Source organism: Enterobacter sp. A103 (assembly GCF_034427535.1).
Lineage (GTDB): Bacteria > Pseudomonadota > Gammaproteobacteria > Enterobacterales > Enterobacteriaceae > Enterobacter > Enterobacter asburiae_B.
In genome coordinates this window covers 972,828-989,289 of record NZ_JAXQPQ010000001.1, presented here as the reverse complement: position 1 = coordinate 989,289, position 16,462 = coordinate 972,828, and the positions used below count along the sequence as shown (strand labels likewise).

Here is a 16,462-nt window from a genome sequence, read left to right as displayed (position 1 = left end):
CTCTCCCTCACACTTTGGCCACAAACGGGCGCCCAAGAAGGCCCTGGGGGCGGAAAATCAGGATCATGACCAGCAGGCCGAACGAAAAGACATCTTTATAGTCCGAGTTCACCATGCCCGAGAACTGGGCTTCCGCCACGCCCAGGATAAGGCCACCGAGCATCGCGCCAGGGAGGGAGCCGATGCCGCCGAGTACCGCCGCGGTAAAGGCTTTAATGCCGATCACGAACCCGACGTAGAAATCAAAGGTGCCGTAATTCATGGTGATCAGCACGCCCGCCAGACCGGCCATCGCCGCGCCGATGACGAAGACCAGTGAAATAATCCGGTCGGTGTTAATGCCCAGAATGGAGGCCATCTTACGATCCTGCTGTACCGCGCGGCACATCCGCCCCAGCCGGGTATGGTTGATAATCCAGGTGAGCACCAGCATGCCGGCAAACGAGGCAATCAGAATAAACACTTTGGTGTAGGTTATCTGTACGAACCCGTCGCCCAGATGCAGGCGAATCACGCCGTCCAGCATGGTCGGCACCCCTTGCTGGCGCGGACCCTGGCTCAGCTGCGCGTAGTTTTGCAGGATAAGCGACATCCCGATGGCGGAGATCAGCGGCGCCAGGCGCGTGGAGTTGCGCAGCGGCTTGTAGGCGATACGCTCGATGGTCCAGCCGTACACCCCGGTTACCACGATGGTGAACACCAGCGTCCCGAGGATCAGCAGCGGGAACGACTGCAGACCGAAGAACGAGAGCAGCGCCAGGCCGATGGCGCAGAGATAGGCGGAAATCATATACACTTCGCCGTGGGCGAAATTGATCATCCCGATAATGCCGTACACCATGGTGTAGCCGATGGCGATTAAACCGTAGACGGAGCCCAGCGTTAAGCCATTGATTAACTGTTGCAGGAAGAATGTACTCATCTTAGCGCGCTCGTTTTATAGGCTGCGCGATGCGCGCAGCCTGATGTTTATTACGCGCCGACGGGCAGGCCCGCCGACGTTGAGCGTGACTCCGTCCCGTTACTGCACTTCCTTATATTTGCCTTTGTCGTCCCACTGGTAAACCACGTAGTCAGACACTTTCAGATCGCCTTTGCTGTCCCAGGCTTTTTTGCCCATCACCGTGTCGACGGAATTGGCTTTAAGCCACTCGCTGGCTTTGGCGGAGTCCTTGCCGCCGGTGGCCTTGAAGGCTGCGGCAATGGCCTGTACGGAGGCATAGGAGTAAAGGGTGTAACCTTCCGGCTCGAATTTACCGGCGCGGAATTTCTCGATAACCGCTTTACCGTCCGGGATAAGGCGCGGATCTTTACCGAAGGTCATGTAAATGCCGTTGGTGTATTGCGGGCCCCCCGCGGCGGTCACCATCTCTTCGTTGACAATGCAGTCGCCGGAGAAGAATTTCGCCTGCACGCCCTGTTCACGCATCTGGCGAACCAGCGGACCGGCTTCCGGGTGACAGCCACCGAAGAACACGACGTCCGGTTTTTGCGCGCCGATCTTGGTCACCAGCGCGTTAAAGTCTTTCTCACCGCGAGATAACCCCTCATACATCACATCCTGAACCCCGCGTTTCGCCAGCGCCGCTTTGGTGGCGTCAGCCAGACCCTGACCATAGGTGTCTTTATCGTGAATAATCACCACGCGCTTGGCTTTCAGCTTGTCGATGATGAAGTCGCTGGCAACCTGACCCTGCTGGTCATCGCGTCCGCACATGCGGAACATATCGCTCATGCCGCGTTCGGTGATCAGCGGGTTAGTTGAGCCGGGGGTAATCGCAATAATGCCCGCGTCGCTATACACCTCGGAGGCGGGCATTGTGGAAGAGGAGCAGAAATGGCCGACCACGGCGTTGACTTTATCCTGGTCAACTAAACGGTTGGCGACGGCCACGGCCTGCTTGGGCTCGCAGGCATCATCCCCCTGAACCAGTTTGATCTTCTCGCCGTTAATGCCGCCTGCGGCATTAATGTCTTCAGCGGCCTGCGTTGCGCCGTGCCAGTACTGATCGCCATAGGTGGCATTCGGACCCGTGAACGGCCCGGCCACGCCAATCACAATATCTGCCCGGGCGGAAAACGCCGTCACCAGGCAACCGGCCAACACAAGAGAAAGAGGAGTTCTGATTAATTTCAGCGACATTATTATGTTCCTTAGCAAAGAGGTTTTTGCACCACGGCGTAAACCCGAACGCCCGACGGCGCAGCCAATCCGAAACACGAGCAAGAACAAAATGCACTAAACGAACAAGATACAGACGGCATCCTGCATATTACGGCGAGATTTCCCTGCGCAGAGGCGCGCGAAGAACGTTAAGCAAAAACGTTGCCAGAATGGTTAACCCATTGACGGGCATGCGACATGTTTGAGTATAGAGCGCCGCGTTATGCCGCCTTGCGGGAGGAGAAGAAATTACAGCGGAGATCACATATCGTTAACAATAAAGCCCATAAGTTGTGCAAAGGTCACGGTTTGCACGTTTTTGCAGCAATAAAGACCTAAACTTCAGCCCGGAGAGGCGTGAGATATGTGTTAGGATCGTTTCCTTTTGCAGGAGTATCAGCGATGACTGAAGGCCCATTGAATGAAAGCGAAATGGCGTGGCTTGAAGAGACGTTAATGTCTTACGGTCATGATGACGCGTCCGTGATTGACGTGTCCGAACTGGACGGCATGCTTACCGCAGTGCTTTCCGGTCCTGTTGTCGTTGAGCCAGATGCCTGGCTGGTGGCGGTGTGGGGTGGCGAGAAGTACATTCCGCGCTGGAAAAACGATCGTGAGATGAACCGTTTTATCGATCTCTGCTTTAAGCATATGAACGACATTGCCGAGCGCCTGAGCGAGTACCCGGATCAGTTTGAACCGATGTTTGGTTATAACGACGTGGATGGTGAGAGCTATACCGTGGTGGAAGAGTGGTGCTATGGCTATATGCGCGGCGTGGCGCTGACGGACTGGTCAGCCCTGCCGGAAGCCCTGAAGGCCGATCTTGACGTGATTGCCCTGCACGGGACGGAAGAGAACAGCGAAAAGCTGGATGAACTGTCCGAAGAGGAGTATATCGCCAGCATCGAAAGCATCCAGCCTGCGGCACTGCGTCTATATCAATACTGGGTAAACAACCCGCAGCAGCCGGAAGTGAAGAAGCCGACGGTGAACGGCACGAAGGTCGGGCGTAACGATCCGTGTCCTTGCGGCAGCGGGAAGAAGTTTAAGAGCTGCTGTTTGCACTGATAAAAAAAGGGGCTGATGATAGCCCCTTTTTTATTTAACCCACTTCCGGCAGCATTCCGGCTGCAATCAACACCTGCACCAGAATAATCACCACCCCACAGCCAAACACAACGCACAGCAGCGGTTTTCCTCCCGCCACGCGATATCCCTGCTGAGGATGCTGCTGGCGGCTCTTCCACGCCAGCAGGGAAGGGAGCAGCAGGGCCAGGATAGAGAGCGCCACCCCTGCGTAGCCCAGCGCCATCACAAACCCGCGTGGGTAAAACAGCGCAAAAGCGAGCGGCGGCAGGAAGGTGATGGCACCCGTCTGCAACCGTCCGGCCGCGGTATTGCGACGCTGGAACAGGTCGGCCAGATAATCAAACAGGCCGAGCGCCACGCCCAGGAACGAGGTTGCCAGCGCCAGGTCGGCAAACAGGTGTACCGCCAGCTCCACGTGCGGGGAGGTGACGACCTCGCGCAGCGCCAGCAAAAAACCGTTCAGGCCAGCGTGTTGCGCCATCAGCCCAATAAAGGTTGAAGAGTCAATGCTGCCCAGCGTCACCAGCTGCCAGAAAATATAGGCGATCAGCGGGATCGCGCTGCCGATAACAAAGACGCGGCGCAGCTTGCGGATATCGCCGTTCATATAGCTGACGATGCTCGGCACGCTGCCGTGGAAGCCAAACGAGGTGAAAATGACCGGGATCGCGGAGAGCGCCAGCCCTTTTTCCAGCGGTAGCGTCAGCAGGTTGACCTTGTGCACGTGCGGCGCCAGCAGCACCAGCATGACGATCAGGAAGAGAATTTTGGCGCTGAACAGAAAGCGGTTAAACAGATCGACCAGCGATGTCCCCACGCAGACCACGCCGCCGCCGATGAGCGCAAAGAAGATAGCCCCCGTCGCTGGGGTGATGTCAGAGCCAAACCAGTCGTTGACGCTGGAGGCGATGAGTTCCCCGGCGCCGCTGATATAGGCGGCGGTCAGGGCGTACATCAGGAACATCATGCTAAAGCCGGTTATCCACTGGCCGTAGCGTCCCAGATAGCGCGCCGCAAGCGAACCCAGACCGGTGTCGGCGGGCACGTGCTGGTAAACCTCAAGCAGCAGCAGGGCGGTGTAGCACATCAGCGCCCAGAGCGTACCCAGCAGCAGCAGGGTCATGCCAAATCCTACGCCCGCGGCTGCCAGGGGCATTGCCAGCATTCCTGCGCCAATCGTCGTTCCGGCGACGATAAAAATACTTCCCAGGGTTCTGTTTCTCACGCTTTCCTCTACAACGATGCTTAACCGCGACAAAATCTGCGGCGCAGAGTAAGGGAAAAGCCGTAACTCGTCAAATCACCGTTACAAGTGGTGTAATGAATAGTTTACGGATAGTTGGCGATCTGATCCTTTTTAGGTGGATGCCTACTTCATAAGGGCAATATTGCTGGGCGATATTCCGGCGTAACGTAAACAATAAATATAAATTATCAAATTAAGTGAGGGTTTTATGGCTGGGGAGAATCCCTTCACCGCGGCATGGAGCCGGGGAGGTAACCTGTTGTGCCATGGGCACTGGATAATCAGCTGGCAGAACCAGCCCCTGATACTTCCCGAGTCCCGCCGTGAAAAGGATATGGGCACCTGGGCAATCTATTCGGTTATCGATCCTGAAGACGAAACCTTTGCGCAAGGCTTACAGGAAGATGAGTGGATCGTTGAGAATGTCGACTGGTTAACGGATATGTTCTTCGAGGTGGGGATTCCGCTGGAGACGTCCAGCTACCGCTATTTTTACCAGGCGGTGAATCCTCATGACTGGCGCTGCACCAGCTGCGCCGGGTGTATGTAAATTAACGCGGTGCCGGAAACCGGCACCGCGCTGAAATTAATTCTGCGTATCGAGAGTGGAAAGTTCTTTATCAATAAAGTAAAGACCTTCGCCGGATTTACCCACCAGAGATAATTTATCCAGTACGGATTTAAACAGCTTCTCTTCTTCGTGTTGCTCAGCGACGTACCACTGCAGGAAATTAAAGGTTGGGTAATCCTGGCTGGTCATTGCGGCATGAACCAGTTCGTTAATTTTCTGCGTGATCAGCTGCTCGTGCTCGTAGGTGGCGCGGAACAGTTCATCGAGAGAATTATACTCGGCAAAGGGGGACGTCACGGTTTCAATGCGCGGCAGGCTGCCCGTATCCGTAAGATAATCAAACAGACGCTGCATGTGGGTCATCTCTTCCTGAGCGTGACGACGCAGAAACGCGGCCGCACCTTCGAAGCTGTGGTAGCTGCACCAGGCGCTCATCTGCTGGTAGAGCAGGGATGAAAAAAGCTCAAGGTTCATTTGCGCGTTGAGCTTGTCGATCATTTCAGTTTTCAGCATGGTGACGCTCCGGATTATTATTTCTGGTTCACAATGAGCGACACTATAAGTTGTTATTTAATTATTTGCAAAACGTAAAATTTTTATTTTATTTATTTAAAATACGAATGGGAATAAAACGCATTGGCGATTTTTATAATTTATTAATGAGAATTGTTTTTGTTCGTAATGAAATATACTGCCAGCAAACGCTGGCAGCGTTGATTAATACCAGGGATTATTTGACTTAGGGTTAACGGCGTAACCCATACATTTATACTGGATAGTCACGCTCTCGTTCAGGCACAAAGAGCCGCTCGTCAGGGTGCAGGTTTTGATGGGCTGACCATAGGCTGAAGCGGTGGCATACCCCATGCTCTGACACGCTTTTGCCGCCGTGCCGTTATTCACATACTCGTCGGAATACGCATTTTGCAGCGCTGCCTGGCCGTAATCGAGGCGGACGATGCCGTTCGGCGCGTCGAGGCTGCTGACTTCAGCCTGGCGGTTGATACTACACCCCGCGAGCAGCAGGATTGTGCCGGCTACAATGACTCTTTTCATGGTTCGCTCTGAGTGGATGGAAATACCTTATCGTACCCGCAGATGCCCGCTGCAATGCCTGGAATAGCCGGACAATCTGCCCTCACTCTTCGCAACGGGTCAGAGGGGAGTGCTATCAGGCCAATCCCTCATAAAAATGTGATGAGTATCACAAAATGATTGATTTTTGTGATAATGGTCATATTATAAGCACGTTGACAATAAAGTTGTATAACAAGTTAATGGAGCATCATCGTGAAACTGCGCAAAATCCTGAAAAGCATGTGGGCCAATTACTGCCGCACGTTCAAAGACGTGCCGCCAGGCGCCATGTTCTGATTAAAAAAACCTGCTTCGGCGGGTTTTTTTGTACCTGCAGGTGATGAAGGGAAGATGTCAGGGGGCGTGTTTTGCTACTATGGCGGCCTTTAAATAAGGAGAAAGCCCATGTCACAAAACCTGAGCGCCGATCAGGAACTGGTCTCTGACGTTGTCGCCTGTCAGCTGGTTATCAAACAAATCCTTGATGTTCTGGACGTGATTGCGCCGGTTGAAGTGCGCGAGAAGATGTCTACGCAGCTGAAAAACATCGATTTTGCCAGCCATCCTGCTGCCGCTGACCCGGTTACGCTTCGTGCGATCCAGAAAGCTATCGCGCTGATTGAACTGCGATTCACGCCGCAGGGTGAGTCCCACTAAAACAGGGAAAGGGGCGACGGTACGTGTCGCCCTTTGAAGCGGTTAAAAGAACGTCTGGACCAGCAGGTAGCTCGCCGCGCACGCGCAGCTTACCCCAATCAGCCCTGGCAGAATAAAGCTGTGGTTGATGATGAATTTGCCGATGCGGGTGGTGCCTGAGCGGTCAAAGCCGATGCAGGCCAAATCACTGGGATAGGTCGGCAGGACAAAATAGCCGTAGGACGCCGGGAAAAAGGCGATCAGCATTTTCGGGTCGATGCCGAGCATGAGGCCCATAGGCGCAACGGCCGTCAGCGCAGCCGCCTGGCTGTTCACCAGTTTTGATACCAGAAACAGCACAATGGCATACGTCCACGGGTGGCTTTTCACAACGCCTTCCAGCGCCAGCTTTAATTCGTCGAGATGCGCCTGGAAAAAGGTATCGCTCATCCACGCCACGCCGAACACCGAGAAGATCGCGACCATACCGGCCTTGAACACCGCGCCGTTGGAAATGGCCGACGCATTAACCTTACAGGCCATCAGCATCACGGCGCCCGCAATTAACATCATCATCTGAATGACAAGGTTCATCGACAGCGCCGTCATTTTGCCTTTCACCTCAAAGGCGGGGCGCAGTTCCGGGAATGCCCCCAGCAAAACGACCACGGCAATACCGGCAAAGAAAATCCACGTGGACCAGTAGGCCTGTTTAGGGAAACGCTGATTCATTAACGTCTCCGTACCGCCGTAGATAAACTCGCGCTGCTTAGGGTCTTTCAGCTTTTCCTGAAACTCTATGTCATCAGCCAAATCTTTCCCACGGCGTAAACTCCACAGGGCCGCAATGGCTACGCCGAAGAGCGAAGCGGGAACCGACACGGCGAGAATTTCCAGGATCCCCCACGCGTGGCCGATCCCATGCTGGGCCGCCAGGATAGACACCAGCGACACAACGGCAACGGATACGGGGGATGCCGTGATCGCCATCTGTGACGCGACCGATGCCACGGCCATGGGGCGCTCGGGGCGGATCCCTTTTTTCAGGGCGATATCCGCGATGATGGGGAACATGGTGTAGACCACATGGCCGGTGCCGCACAGAAAGGTCAGCATCCAGGTGGTGAAAGGGGCGAGCAGGGTGATGTGCTGCGGGTGTTTGCGCAGCAGACGTTCGGCAAACTGCATCATGACGTTGAGGCCGCCCGCAGTCTGCAGCGTAGCCGCACAGCCAATCACCGCAAGGATGGTCAGCATAACGTCAACCGGCGGTTTACCCGGTTGCAGACCAAAGACAAAACATAAAATAAAAAGACCAATACCGCTGATTAACCCAAGCCCCATACCGCCGAAACGCGTACCCGTCAGCAGGCAGAGGAGAATGACAACAAACTCAATGGTGATCATGATGCTCCCTCGTCAATGATTATGTAACTAAATAAATCATCACACGTTGTGTGGTTAATCATTGGGAGCCAGATCTGATTTGTTAAATTTCAGCAAAAGCAGAAGGTTGGAGATGGGAGGGGGGCCTGCTCCCCGGGACGGAAGCAGGCCAAAACTCAGTGGTGCTGGACCGCCACAATGTCGAGCAGATGACGGTCGGTTTGCTCAGGACATAAACCCGCCTGCTGCGCATTATGGATCTCATCCGCCAGCGTCTTCAGCAGCATTCCATCCTGCTGCTGCTCTTTGTCCATATCGCGTAAGAATTTGAGCGTTGTAATATCCTGCTGCGCTTTGGCTTCATCGGCAAGTTTGCTGAGCGTGCTGCAGCGTTGCTCGTACTCTTCAAGCGTTTTCTGAAACAGTTCTTCCAGGCAAGAGTAGTTTTCGTTGATCCCATCAAGGGCTTTAACGACAGGATTTGCCCCTGCGGCTTTCAGGAAGTTAAAGACACGCATCATGTGGGTGACGTTACTTTGCGCCTGAGAGCGAAAGAATGTGGCAGACCCCGTGAGGCTATTCTCGGCACACCACGCGCTTAAGTGAAGGTGCAGATTCGAGGCGTAGAACTCAAGGTTCATCTGCGCATTAAGTTTTTGCATCATCGTTTGGGTAGCCATACTCATATCCTTATTGACTGTGGGACGTGATGTCCGTTGCGTAACCTGAGCGCCAGGCAAATACGAAGAGAAGAGCAGAAATAGACATTCTGCCGTGACCGAAGTCGACCGAAATTCACTTCCTGTGTTCGATATAAATAAGCATACCCTTGTATTGGGTCTAAGAAAACTCTTAATTAGAGTATATTTACCATACATTACAAAGTTTAATATAGTACAGAAATGCAATTAGCTCGCCATGAATTTAATGTGACTTAATGGCCTAATAATTAACAGTTTTTATCTTAAGGGTACACTGTTACTCTTTCGAAAATATTAAGTTGGAATATTACTCCGGGAAAAGGAAAAATACGGATTAATCATTTCGAATATATGATGTGTCAATAAAATTGCGCTAAATCAAATTCTGCGGAATAACGTTTTTTCAGGTGCGTTGTACATTCGTGATGAAAAACATGTTGAACCCCTTAACGCCAGGTGCCGTTTTGTCCGCTGAGAGGCATCAGGGATATCTTGGCTAATCTTATGGATAATTCTGCTTAACCCTCTTCTATTTGTCTGACAAATTCTGCCTTTTTTATGTCATTTTTCGCTGAATTTATGTACGCAATTACTGTAATTCTGCGGTGTGATGGGGCTCTCTTATGGATGATTAATTTCCCGCTAAAACTATCACCAGCAATAACGCTTATGACGAGGTAAGCGCTAATGCCTTGTTTTAAGTCCGATTAAATAAGAAGCACGCACTTATTCCCTACAGAAAAGCTTGCTAAAGCTGGAGTTTACCATGCACAAATTTACTAAAGCGCTGGCGGCCATCGGTCTGGCTGCCGTTATGTCACAATCCGCTATCGCTGAGAATTTAAAACTCGGTTTTTTGGTAAAACAGCCCGAAGAGCCCTGGTTCCAGACTGAGTGGAAATTCGCAGATAAAGCCGGGAAAGATTTAGGTTTTGAAGTCATTAAAATCGCCGTGCCTGACGGCGAAAAAACCCTGAACGCCATCGACAGCCTGGCGGCCAGCGGTGCAAAAGGTTTCGTTATCTGTACTCCGGATCCAAAGCTGGGGTCGGCAATCGCGGCGAAAGCGCGCGGTTACGATATGAAGGTCATCGCGGTTGACGATCAGTTCGTTAACGCCAAAGGCAAGCCGATGGACACCGTCCCGCTGGTCATGATGGCGGCGACCAAAATCGGCGAACGCCAGGGCCAGGAACTCTATAAAGAGATGCAAAAGCGCGGCTGGGATGTCAAAGAGACCGCGGTGATGGCTATCACGGCTGACGAGCTGGACACCGCCCGTCGTCGTACTACCGGTTCAATGGATGCGCTGAAAGCGGCTGGCTTCCCGGAAAAACAGATCTATAAAGTCCCAACCAAATCCAACGATATCCCGGGCGCTTTCGACGCCGCGAACTCTATGCTGGTCCAGCATCCGGAGGTCAAACACTGGCTGGTGGTCGGCATGAACGACAACACCGTGCTGGGCGGGGTGCGCGCGACGGAAGGCCAGGGCTTCAAAGCGCCTGACGTGATCGGGATTGGCATCAACGGCGTTGACGCCGTCAGCGAGCTGTCCAAAGCGCAGGCTACCGGCTTCTACGGTTCTCTTCTGCCGAGCCCGGACGTTCACGGCTACAAATCCAGTGAGATGCTCTACAACTGGGTAACCAAAGGGGCCGAACCGCCGAAATTTACCGAAGTGACCGACGTGGTGCTGATTACCCGCGACAACTTCAAAGAGGAGCTGGCGAAAAAAGGGCTGGGCGGTAAGTAATACGCTGTGATTGTGCCCCTCATGCATCGTGAGGGGCCAGACGTACACACTACAGGAATCACGGAGACGTTATGCGACAGTCTGATCCGTATCTCTCTTTTCGCGGCATCGGGAAAACTTTCCCCGGTGTTAACGCGCTGACCGATATCAGCTTCGACTGCTATGCCGGCCAGGTTCACGCCCTGATGGGGGAAAACGGCGCGGGGAAATCCACGCTGTTGAAGATCCTCAGCGGCAACTACGCGCCTACGACCGGCACGCTGGCCATTCGCGGCGAAGAGGTGGCGTTTGCCGATACCACGGCGGCGCTCAATGCCGGGGTGGCGATCATCTATCAGGAGCTGCACCTCATTCCCGAGATGACCGTGGCGGAAAACATCTATTTAGGACAGCTCCCGCACAAAGGTGGTGTGGTAAATCGTTCGCTACTTAATTATGAAGCGGGGCTGCAGCTTAAACACCTGGGTCTGGATGTCGATCCCCAGACGCCGCTGAAATATCTCTCCATCGGCCAGTGGCAGATGGTTGAAATTGCCAAGGCGCTGGCGCGTAACGCCAGAATTATCGCCTTCGATGAGCCCACCAGTTCGCTCTCTGCGCGTGAAATTGAAAATCTGTTCCGCGTGATCCGCGAATTGCGTCAGGAAGGCCGTACGATTTTGTATGTCTCGCACCGCATGGAAGAGATATTTGCCCTGAGCGACGCCATCACCGTCTTTAAAGACGGGCGCTATGTGCGCACCTTTACCGACATGCAGCAGGTTAACCATGACCAGCTTGTTCAGGCGATGGTTGGACGCGAGCTGGGTGATATTTATCACTGGCAGCCGCGTCAGTACGGCCCTGAACGCCTGCGTCTGGACAGCGTCAAAGCGCCGGGCGTGCGCACGCCGATTTCGTTATCCGTTCGCAGCGGCGAAATTGTCGGCCTGTTTGGTCTGGTGGGTGCGGGGCGCAGTGAATTGATGAAAGGCCTGTTCGGCGGTACCCGCATTACCGATGGGCTGGTTTCTATTGATGGTGAACGGGTCGATATCCAGAAACCGGCCCACGCAATCAGGGCGGGCATGATGCTCTGCCCTGAAGACCGTAAAGCCGAGGGGATTATTCCGGTACATTCGGTACGCGACAACATCAATATTTCCGCTCGCCGCAAGTTTATTCGCGCAGGCTGCCTGATAAACGATGGCTGGGAGTCGAGCAACGCCGACCACCATATTCGCTCGCTGAATATTAAAACGCCGGGTCCGGAACAGCTGATCATGAATCTGTCAGGCGGAAACCAGCAGAAGGCGATTTTAGGCCGCTGGCTGTCGGAAGATATGAAGGTCATTTTGCTGGATGAGCCGACGCGCGGTATCGATGTGGGGGCAAAACACGAGATTTATAACGTGATCTATGAGCTGGCAAAACGTGGCGTGGCGGTGCTCTTCGCCTCCAGCGATCTGCCGGAGGTGCTTGGCGTGGCCGACCGCATTGTGGTGATGCGTGAAGGCGAAATTGCCGGTGAATTGCTTCATGAACAGGCGAATGAACAACAGGCGTTGAACCTCGCCATGCCTAAAGTCAGCCAGGCTGTCGCCTGAGTAAGGAGTTAATGATGTCCTCTGTTACTACATCCGGAGCGCCGAAGTCGAAGTCGGCGCTGAGTTTTGGACGTATCTGGGATCAGTACGGCATGCTGGTGGTCTTTGCCGCACTGTTCCTCGCCTGCGCGATCTTTGTTCCTAACTTTGCCACCTTCATTAATATGAAGGGGCTGGGGCTGGCCATTTCCATGTCCGGGATGGTGGCCTGCGGGATGCTGTTCTGCCTGGCCTCCGGCGATTTTGACCTGTCGGTGGCGTCGGTGATTGCCTGTGCGGGCGTCACGACGGCAGTGGTGATCAACATGACGGAGAGCCTGTGGATTGGCGTTCTCGCCGGTCTGCTACTCGGCGTCATCAGCGGTCTGGTGAACGGTTTTGTTATCGCACGCCTGAAGATTAACGCCCTGATCACCACGCTTGCGACGATGCAAATTGTCCGCGGGCTGGCCTATATCATCTCCGACGGTAAAGCGGTGGGGATTGAAGACGAGCGCTTCTTTACCCTGGGTTACGCCAACTGGCTGGGGCTGCCTGCGCCAATCTGGCTGACCGTGGCCTGCCTGATCCTGTTCGGCTTCCTGCTCAACCGGACCACCTTTGGCCGCAATACTCTGGCGATTGGCGGTAACGAAGAGGCCGCCCGTCTGGCCGGGGTACCGGTGGTGCGAACCAAGATTATTATCTTCGTGCTCTCAGGGCTGGTTTCTGCCGCCGCGGGGATTATCCTGGCTTCGCGTATGACCAGCGGCCAGCCGATGACCTCTATTGGCTACGAGCTGATCGTCATTTCGGCCTGCGTTTTAGGGGGCGTTTCCCTCAAGGGCGGCATCGGAAAAATCTCATATGTGGTGGCCGGTATCCTGATTTTAGGCACGGTGGAGAACGCCATGAACCTGCTGAATATTTCGCCGTTCTCGCAGTACGTGGTTCGTGGTCTGATCCTGCTGGCAGCGGTGATTTTCGACCGTTACAAGCAAAAAGCGAAGCGTACCCTGTAACCCTTTTTCCTGTCTTTTATTGCTCAACTTATAACCATAGTTGACCCCTTAACCGCCCCGCCAGTAAAACTGGCGGGGCGGTTGTCAAATGGCGAGCGACGTCACACTGTCTATACTTACATGGCTATGAAAGAGGTAAAGGCGTTTACCTCTCGTAAACCGTAAGGAGGAAAAGGGTGGCTGACATGTTAACCGCACCGCCTGTACTGCCCGGACACTATGCTTTCTTTTTCGATCTCGACGGCACGCTCGCCGGGATAAAACCGCACCCTGACCAGGTGTCTATTCCGGATGCGGTGTTACAGGATTTGCATCAGCTCTCGCTCATGAACGAGGGAGCACTGGCATTGATATCAGGGCGCTCAATGGCCGAGCTGGATACGCTCGCCAGTCCTTACCACTTTCCGCTGGCCGGTGTACACGGAGCGGAGCGCCGCGACATCCATGATCACACGCATATCGTTTCACTCCCTGACGCACTCACGCAAACGCTCCAGAAGCAGCTTTCTGCTGCGCTGGAAGCGCTGCCTGGCACCGAGCTGGAAGCCAAAGGCATGGCCTTTGCCCTGCATTATCGTCAGGCGCCGCAGCATGAGGAGGCCGTACTGGCGCTGGCTCAAACGGTTGCGGATGCCCATCCACAGCTGGCGTTGCAGCCCGGCAAATGCGTCGTGGAGTTAAAACCGAAAGGGATTAATAAAGGCGCGGCCATCGCCGCGTTTATGGCGTCGCCGCCTTTCAAAGGGCGAACGCCCGTTTTCATTGGGGATGACCTGACCGACGAGGCCGGGTTTCGCGTGGTGAATCAGGCCGGAGGGATCGCCGTCAAGGTGGGGCCTGGTGACACGGTTGCCGAATGGCGGCTGGCGGATGTCGCCAGCGTCTGGCAGTGGATATCTGACATCGCTAACCAGCAACAACAACAAATAGCGCAAAGCAAAGGGGGAAACCATTATGGGTCGCTTAGTCGTCGTCTCTAACCGAATCGCACCGCCGGATGATAAAAAAGCCAGCGCGGGTGGCCTGGCGGTAGGGGTGTTAGGTGCCTTAAAAGCCGCTGGCGGGCTGTGGTTTGGCTGGAGTGGAGAAATTAGTGAAGAGGAGAAACCGCTCAACAAGGTGACGCGCGGAAACATTACGTGGGCTTCATTTGCATTGAAAGAGAAAGATTATGACGAGTATTACTCGCAGTTCTCAAATGCCGTCCTGTGGCCTGCGTTCCACTATCGTCTTGACCTGGTCAAATTCCAGCGTGAATCCTTCGAAGGCTACTCGCGCGTAAATGCGCTGCTGGCGGATAAACTGCTGCCATTAATAGAGGAAGACGATATTTTATGGATCCACGATTATCACCTGTTGCCCTTCGCGAGAGAGCTGCGAAAGAGGGGGGTGAATAACCGGATTGGCTTCTTCCTGCACATTCCTTTCCCGACGCCGGAAATTTTTACCGCGCTGCCGCCGCATGAAGAGCTGCTGGAGGCGCTGTGCGATTACGATTTGCTGGGCTTCCAGACCGAAAATGACCGCCTCGCGTTCCTTGACTCCGTGTCTGGCAAAGCGCGTCTGGTGACCAAAGGCGTGAAAACCCATACGGCGTGGGGGAAAACCTTCCACACCGAGGTCTATCCAATAGGGATTGAACCTGACGAAATCGCGGAGCAGGCTTCTGGCCCGCTGCCGCCGAAGCTGGCGCAGCTTAAGAATGAACTCAAGCACGTGAAAAATATCTTCTCGGTTGAGCGCCTTGATTATTCCAAAGGGCTACCGGAACGCTTCCTGGCGTATGAAACGCTGCTGGATAAATACCCGCAGCATCACGGGAAAATTCGCTATACCCAGATTGCGCCGACGTCGCGCGGTGAGGTTCAGGCCTATCAGGATATTCGCCACCAGCTGGAGACAGAAGCAGGGCGCATTAATGGCCGCTACGGCCAGCTGGGCTGGACGCCGCTGTTTTACCTGAATCAGCATTTTGACCGTAAGATCCTGATGAAGGTCTTCCGCTATGCGGACGTTGGGTTGGTCACGCCGCTGCGTGACGGGATGAACCTGGTGGCGAAAGAGTATGTGGCGGCCCAGGATCCTGCCGACCCGGGTGTTCTGGTGCTTTCCCAGTTTGCCGGAGCCGCAAATGAGCTCACGTCGGCGCTCATCGTTAACCCTTATGACAGGGATGACGTGGCGAACGCGCTGAATCGTGCCCTGACAATGCCGCTCACGGAACGTATTTCCCGCCATGCTGAGATGATGGAGACAATCCGAAAGAACGATATTAACCACTGGCAGGCGCGTTTTATTCAGGATCTCCGGGATATCGCTCCGCAAAGTCATGAAGGCGATCTGCAAAAAAAGATCGCGACCTTCCCTAAACTCGCCTGATTTACTGCTGGGGGGCTAATGCCCCCCAAGCGGCACTAACAGCACATCGACCTGGCTCGACGCGACAATAGATTTCGCCGCGCAGGCTGCCCGCGATAAAAAGCTGTGGTTATGGTTCCCGCAAATCACTAAATCTATATTTTGTCTGCGACACATATCGAGAATATGGGCGTTAAGTTCCCCGGTCGCAATAACAGTTTCATAAACAGGATATTGTGCCTTTTCCACTAATTCGCGCAGAAATTGCTGCGTTTCTTCCTGCAGAACCTCGCGAATATCCTCCAGCATGGGTGCGGCCAGCTGATTATACATCTCCGGCTCAGCGGCGAGCGTGATGAGGCTGATGCGGGCATTGTGGGGTCTGGCAATGGAAACTGCCCGGGCGACAAGCTGATGGCTTTCGGGGGAAACTGCTACGGAAACAAGAAGATGGGAGTAACTCATGGCGCACTCCTTTGATGTCTGAAAGACAGCGTTTAACCACCTTTACCGCGAAATCTCCGGTTCTGCAAGAGCAGATTACGACATTAGTGTGAAGCTTATCATAATTATTCATTAATTATTCTTATAAGAAGAATAACTGAAAAACGCGCCTAAATGAAAAAAATTAACAACTTAACGTAAATCACACAAATTCACGCCTTGACTGTTAAATCGTTCTGACCCGTTACAAACTCATTTCGAATGATCACGTCCTGAAACATCTTTTTTGTGTTACCTGCATAACTATATGTTTTTTCACGGTAAGAAAAATGTTTCCAGGAGAGGGGCCTGATGTAAATGTTTCCGCGCGGCGCTTACGGTATGAAAAGCACGTTGCATGCCAGTTCGGATCACCCTTCTGCATGAGTATTCGTCAATTAAGAA

17 protein-coding genes are annotated in these 16,462 nt (G+C 53.8%); 9 read left to right on the top strand and 8 right to left on the bottom strand.

Annotated elements, in window-relative coordinates; genetic code table 11:
• Nucleotides 1-7: 7 nt before the first annotated feature.
• Both SPH27_RS04750 and SPH27_RS04745 read right to left on the bottom strand, forming a co-directional pair.
• Nucleotides 8-922, bottom strand: a complete 915-nt coding sequence (locus tag SPH27_RS04750) for an ABC transporter permease subunit (protein ID WP_039263771.1) — start codon at nt 920-922, stop codon at nt 8-10.
• A gap of 99 nt (nt 923-1,021) precedes the next feature.
• Nucleotides 1,022-2,143, bottom strand: coding sequence for a branched-chain amino acid ABC transporter substrate-binding protein (locus tag SPH27_RS04745; RefSeq protein WP_033145885.1), 1,122 nt, complete (start codon nt 2,141-2,143; stop codon nt 1,022-1,024).
• A 423-nt stretch (nt 2,144-2,566) separates the two neighbouring features.
• On the opposite strand from SPH27_RS04745, the gene SPH27_RS04740 reads away from it, so the two are divergent.
• Complete coding sequence (locus SPH27_RS04740) at nt 2,567-3,235, top strand: YecA family protein (protein ID WP_029741940.1); 669 nt, start codon at nt 2,567-2,569, stop codon at nt 3,233-3,235.
• Nucleotides 3,236-3,269: 34 nt separating this feature from the next.
• Here the strand turns inward: SPH27_RS04740 and tyrP are convergent, their stop codons facing one another.
• A complete protein-coding gene (gene tyrP, locus SPH27_RS04735) occupies nt 3,270-4,481 on the bottom strand; it encodes a tyrosine transporter TyrP (RefSeq protein ID WP_048979950.1) in 1,212 nt (403 codons plus the stop codon).
• A gap of 229 nt (nt 4,482-4,710) precedes the next feature.
• Between tyrP and SPH27_RS04730 the strand changes: the two genes are divergently transcribed.
• Nucleotides 4,711-5,052 carry a hypothetical protein gene (locus SPH27_RS04730; protein ID WP_045404419.1) on the top strand — a complete coding sequence of 114 codons (342 nt, stop codon included), beginning with the start codon at nt 4,711-4,713 and terminating at the stop codon, nt 5,050-5,052.
• 36 nt (nt 5,053-5,088) lie between these two features.
• On the opposite strand, the gene ftnA is transcribed toward SPH27_RS04730, so the two are convergent.
• Both ftnA and yecR read right to left on the bottom strand, forming a co-directional pair.
• Nucleotides 5,089-5,586 carry a non-heme ferritin gene (gene ftnA / locus SPH27_RS04725; RefSeq protein WP_023336146.1) on the bottom strand — a complete coding sequence of 166 codons (498 nt, stop codon included), beginning with the start codon at nt 5,584-5,586 and terminating at the stop codon, nt 5,089-5,091.
• 204 nt (nt 5,587-5,790) lie between these two features.
• Nucleotides 5,791-6,129 (bottom strand): YecR family lipoprotein, encoded by a 339-nt coding sequence (gene yecR, locus SPH27_RS04720; RefSeq protein ID WP_023336145.1) that lies wholly within the window; start codon nt 6,127-6,129, stop codon nt 5,791-5,793.
• Nucleotides 6,130-6,363: 234 nt separating this feature from the next.
• Here yecR and azuC point away from each other — a divergent pair, with 234 nt between their 5' ends.
• Together azuC and SPH27_RS04710 are read left to right on the top strand one after the other, a co-directional pair.
• On the top strand, nt 6,364-6,447 hold the full coding sequence (azuC, locus tag SPH27_RS04715) for a stress response protein AzuC (RefSeq protein WP_014884364.1): 84 nt from the start codon (nt 6,364-6,366) through the stop codon (nt 6,445-6,447).
• 108 nt (nt 6,448-6,555) lie between these two features.
• The gene (locus tag SPH27_RS04710; protein WP_008500405.1) at nt 6,556-6,807 is read left to right on the top strand and encodes a DUF2766 family protein; all 252 of its coding nucleotides are present in this window, start codon (nt 6,556-6,558) and stop codon (nt 6,805-6,807) included.
• Nucleotides 6,808-6,849: 42 nt separating this feature from the next.
• Here SPH27_RS04710 and SPH27_RS04705 read toward each other — a convergent pair whose 3' ends face one another.
• Entirely contained in the window at nt 6,850-8,193 is a 1,344-nt protein-coding gene (locus tag SPH27_RS04705; RefSeq protein ID WP_023312271.1) for an anaerobic C4-dicarboxylate transporter, read from the bottom strand.
• A gap of 155 nt (nt 8,194-8,348) precedes the next feature.
• The gene (locus tag SPH27_RS04700; RefSeq protein ID WP_023312270.1) at nt 8,349-8,852 is read right to left on the bottom strand and encodes a non-heme ferritin-like protein; all 504 of its coding nucleotides are present in this window, start codon (nt 8,850-8,852) and stop codon (nt 8,349-8,351) included.
• Nucleotides 8,853-9,639: 787 nt separating this feature from the next.
• Here SPH27_RS04700 and araF point away from each other — a divergent pair.
• From araF to otsA, 5 genes are all read left to right on the top strand, one after another.
• Complete coding sequence (araF, locus tag SPH27_RS04695) at nt 9,640-10,629, top strand: arabinose ABC transporter substrate-binding protein AraF (RefSeq protein WP_003859687.1); 990 nt, start codon at nt 9,640-9,642, stop codon at nt 10,627-10,629.
• 71 nt (nt 10,630-10,700) lie between these two features.
• Nucleotides 10,701-12,215: an L-arabinose ABC transporter ATP-binding protein AraG gene (gene araG, locus SPH27_RS04690; RefSeq protein WP_033145881.1), complete on the top strand. Its 1,515-nt coding sequence runs from the start codon at nt 10,701-10,703 to the stop codon at nt 12,213-12,215.
• A gap of 14 nt (nt 12,216-12,229) precedes the next feature.
• Nucleotides 12,230-13,216, top strand: coding sequence for an L-arabinose ABC transporter permease AraH (gene araH, locus SPH27_RS04685; protein ID WP_029742191.1), 987 nt, complete (start codon nt 12,230-12,232; stop codon nt 13,214-13,216).
• Nucleotides 13,217-13,392: 176 nt separating this feature from the next.
• Complete coding sequence (otsB, locus tag SPH27_RS04680; protein ID WP_033145880.1) at nt 13,393-14,196, top strand: trehalose-phosphatase; 804 nt, start codon at nt 13,393-13,395, stop codon at nt 14,194-14,196.
• The gene (gene otsA / locus SPH27_RS04675; RefSeq protein WP_182072156.1) at nt 14,171-15,595 is read left to right on the top strand and encodes an alpha,alpha-trehalose-phosphate synthase; all 1,425 of its coding nucleotides are present in this window, start codon (nt 14,171-14,173) and stop codon (nt 15,593-15,595) included. Before otsB ends, otsA begins: the two co-directional genes overlap by 26 nt.
• A gap of 15 nt (nt 15,596-15,610) precedes the next feature.
• On the opposite strand, the gene uspC is transcribed toward otsA, so the two are convergent.
• The gene (uspC, locus tag SPH27_RS04670; RefSeq protein ID WP_033145878.1) at nt 15,611-16,039 is read right to left on the bottom strand and encodes a universal stress protein UspC; all 429 of its coding nucleotides are present in this window, start codon (nt 16,037-16,039) and stop codon (nt 15,611-15,613) included.
• Nucleotides 16,040-16,462: the final 423 nt, after the last annotated feature.

Excerpts from the sequence above, each read along its gene's own strand:
- araG (WP_033145881.1), top strand. The coding sequence starts at position 10,701 with ATGCGACAGTCTGATCCGTATCTCTCTTTTCGCGGCATCGGGAAAACT.
- SPH27_RS04730 (WP_045404419.1), top strand. The coding sequence starts at position 4,711 with ATGGCTGGGGAGAATCCCTTCACCGCGGCATGGAGCCGGGGAGGTAAC.
- uspC (WP_033145878.1), bottom strand. The coding sequence starts at position 16,039 with ATGAGTTACTCCCATCTTCTTGTTTCCGTAGCAGTTTCCCCCGAAAGC.
- SPH27_RS04740 (WP_029741940.1), top strand. The coding sequence starts at position 2,567 with ATGACTGAAGGCCCATTGAATGAAAGCGAAATGGCGTGGCTTGAAGAG.
- SPH27_RS04710 (WP_008500405.1), top strand. The coding sequence starts at position 6,556 with ATGTCACAAAACCTGAGCGCCGATCAGGAACTGGTCTCTGACGTTGTC.
- SPH27_RS04750 (WP_039263771.1), bottom strand. The coding sequence starts at position 922 with ATGAGTACATTCTTCCTGCAACAGTTAATCAATGGCTTAACGCTGGGC.
- ftnA (WP_023336146.1), bottom strand. The coding sequence starts at position 5,586 with ATGCTGAAAACTGAAATGATCGACAAGCTCAACGCGCAAATGAACCTT.
- SPH27_RS04705 (WP_023312271.1), bottom strand. The coding sequence starts at position 8,193 with ATGATCACCATTGAGTTTGTTGTCATTCTCCTCTGCCTGCTGACGGGT.
- SPH27_RS04700 (WP_023312270.1), bottom strand. The coding sequence starts at position 8,852 with ATGGCTACCCAAACGATGATGCAAAAACTTAATGCGCAGATGAACCTT.
- araF (WP_003859687.1), top strand. The coding sequence starts at position 9,640 with ATGCACAAATTTACTAAAGCGCTGGCGGCCATCGGTCTGGCTGCCGTT.
- yecR (WP_023336145.1), bottom strand. The coding sequence starts at position 6,129 with ATGAAAAGAGTCATTGTAGCCGGCACAATCCTGCTGCTCGCGGGGTGT.
- araH (WP_029742191.1), top strand. The coding sequence starts at position 12,230 with ATGTCCTCTGTTACTACATCCGGAGCGCCGAAGTCGAAGTCGGCGCTG.
- otsA (WP_182072156.1), top strand. The coding sequence starts at position 14,171 with ATGGGTCGCTTAGTCGTCGTCTCTAACCGAATCGCACCGCCGGATGAT.
- SPH27_RS04745 (WP_033145885.1), bottom strand. The coding sequence starts at position 2,143 with ATGTCGCTGAAATTAATCAGAACTCCTCTTTCTCTTGTGTTGGCCGGT.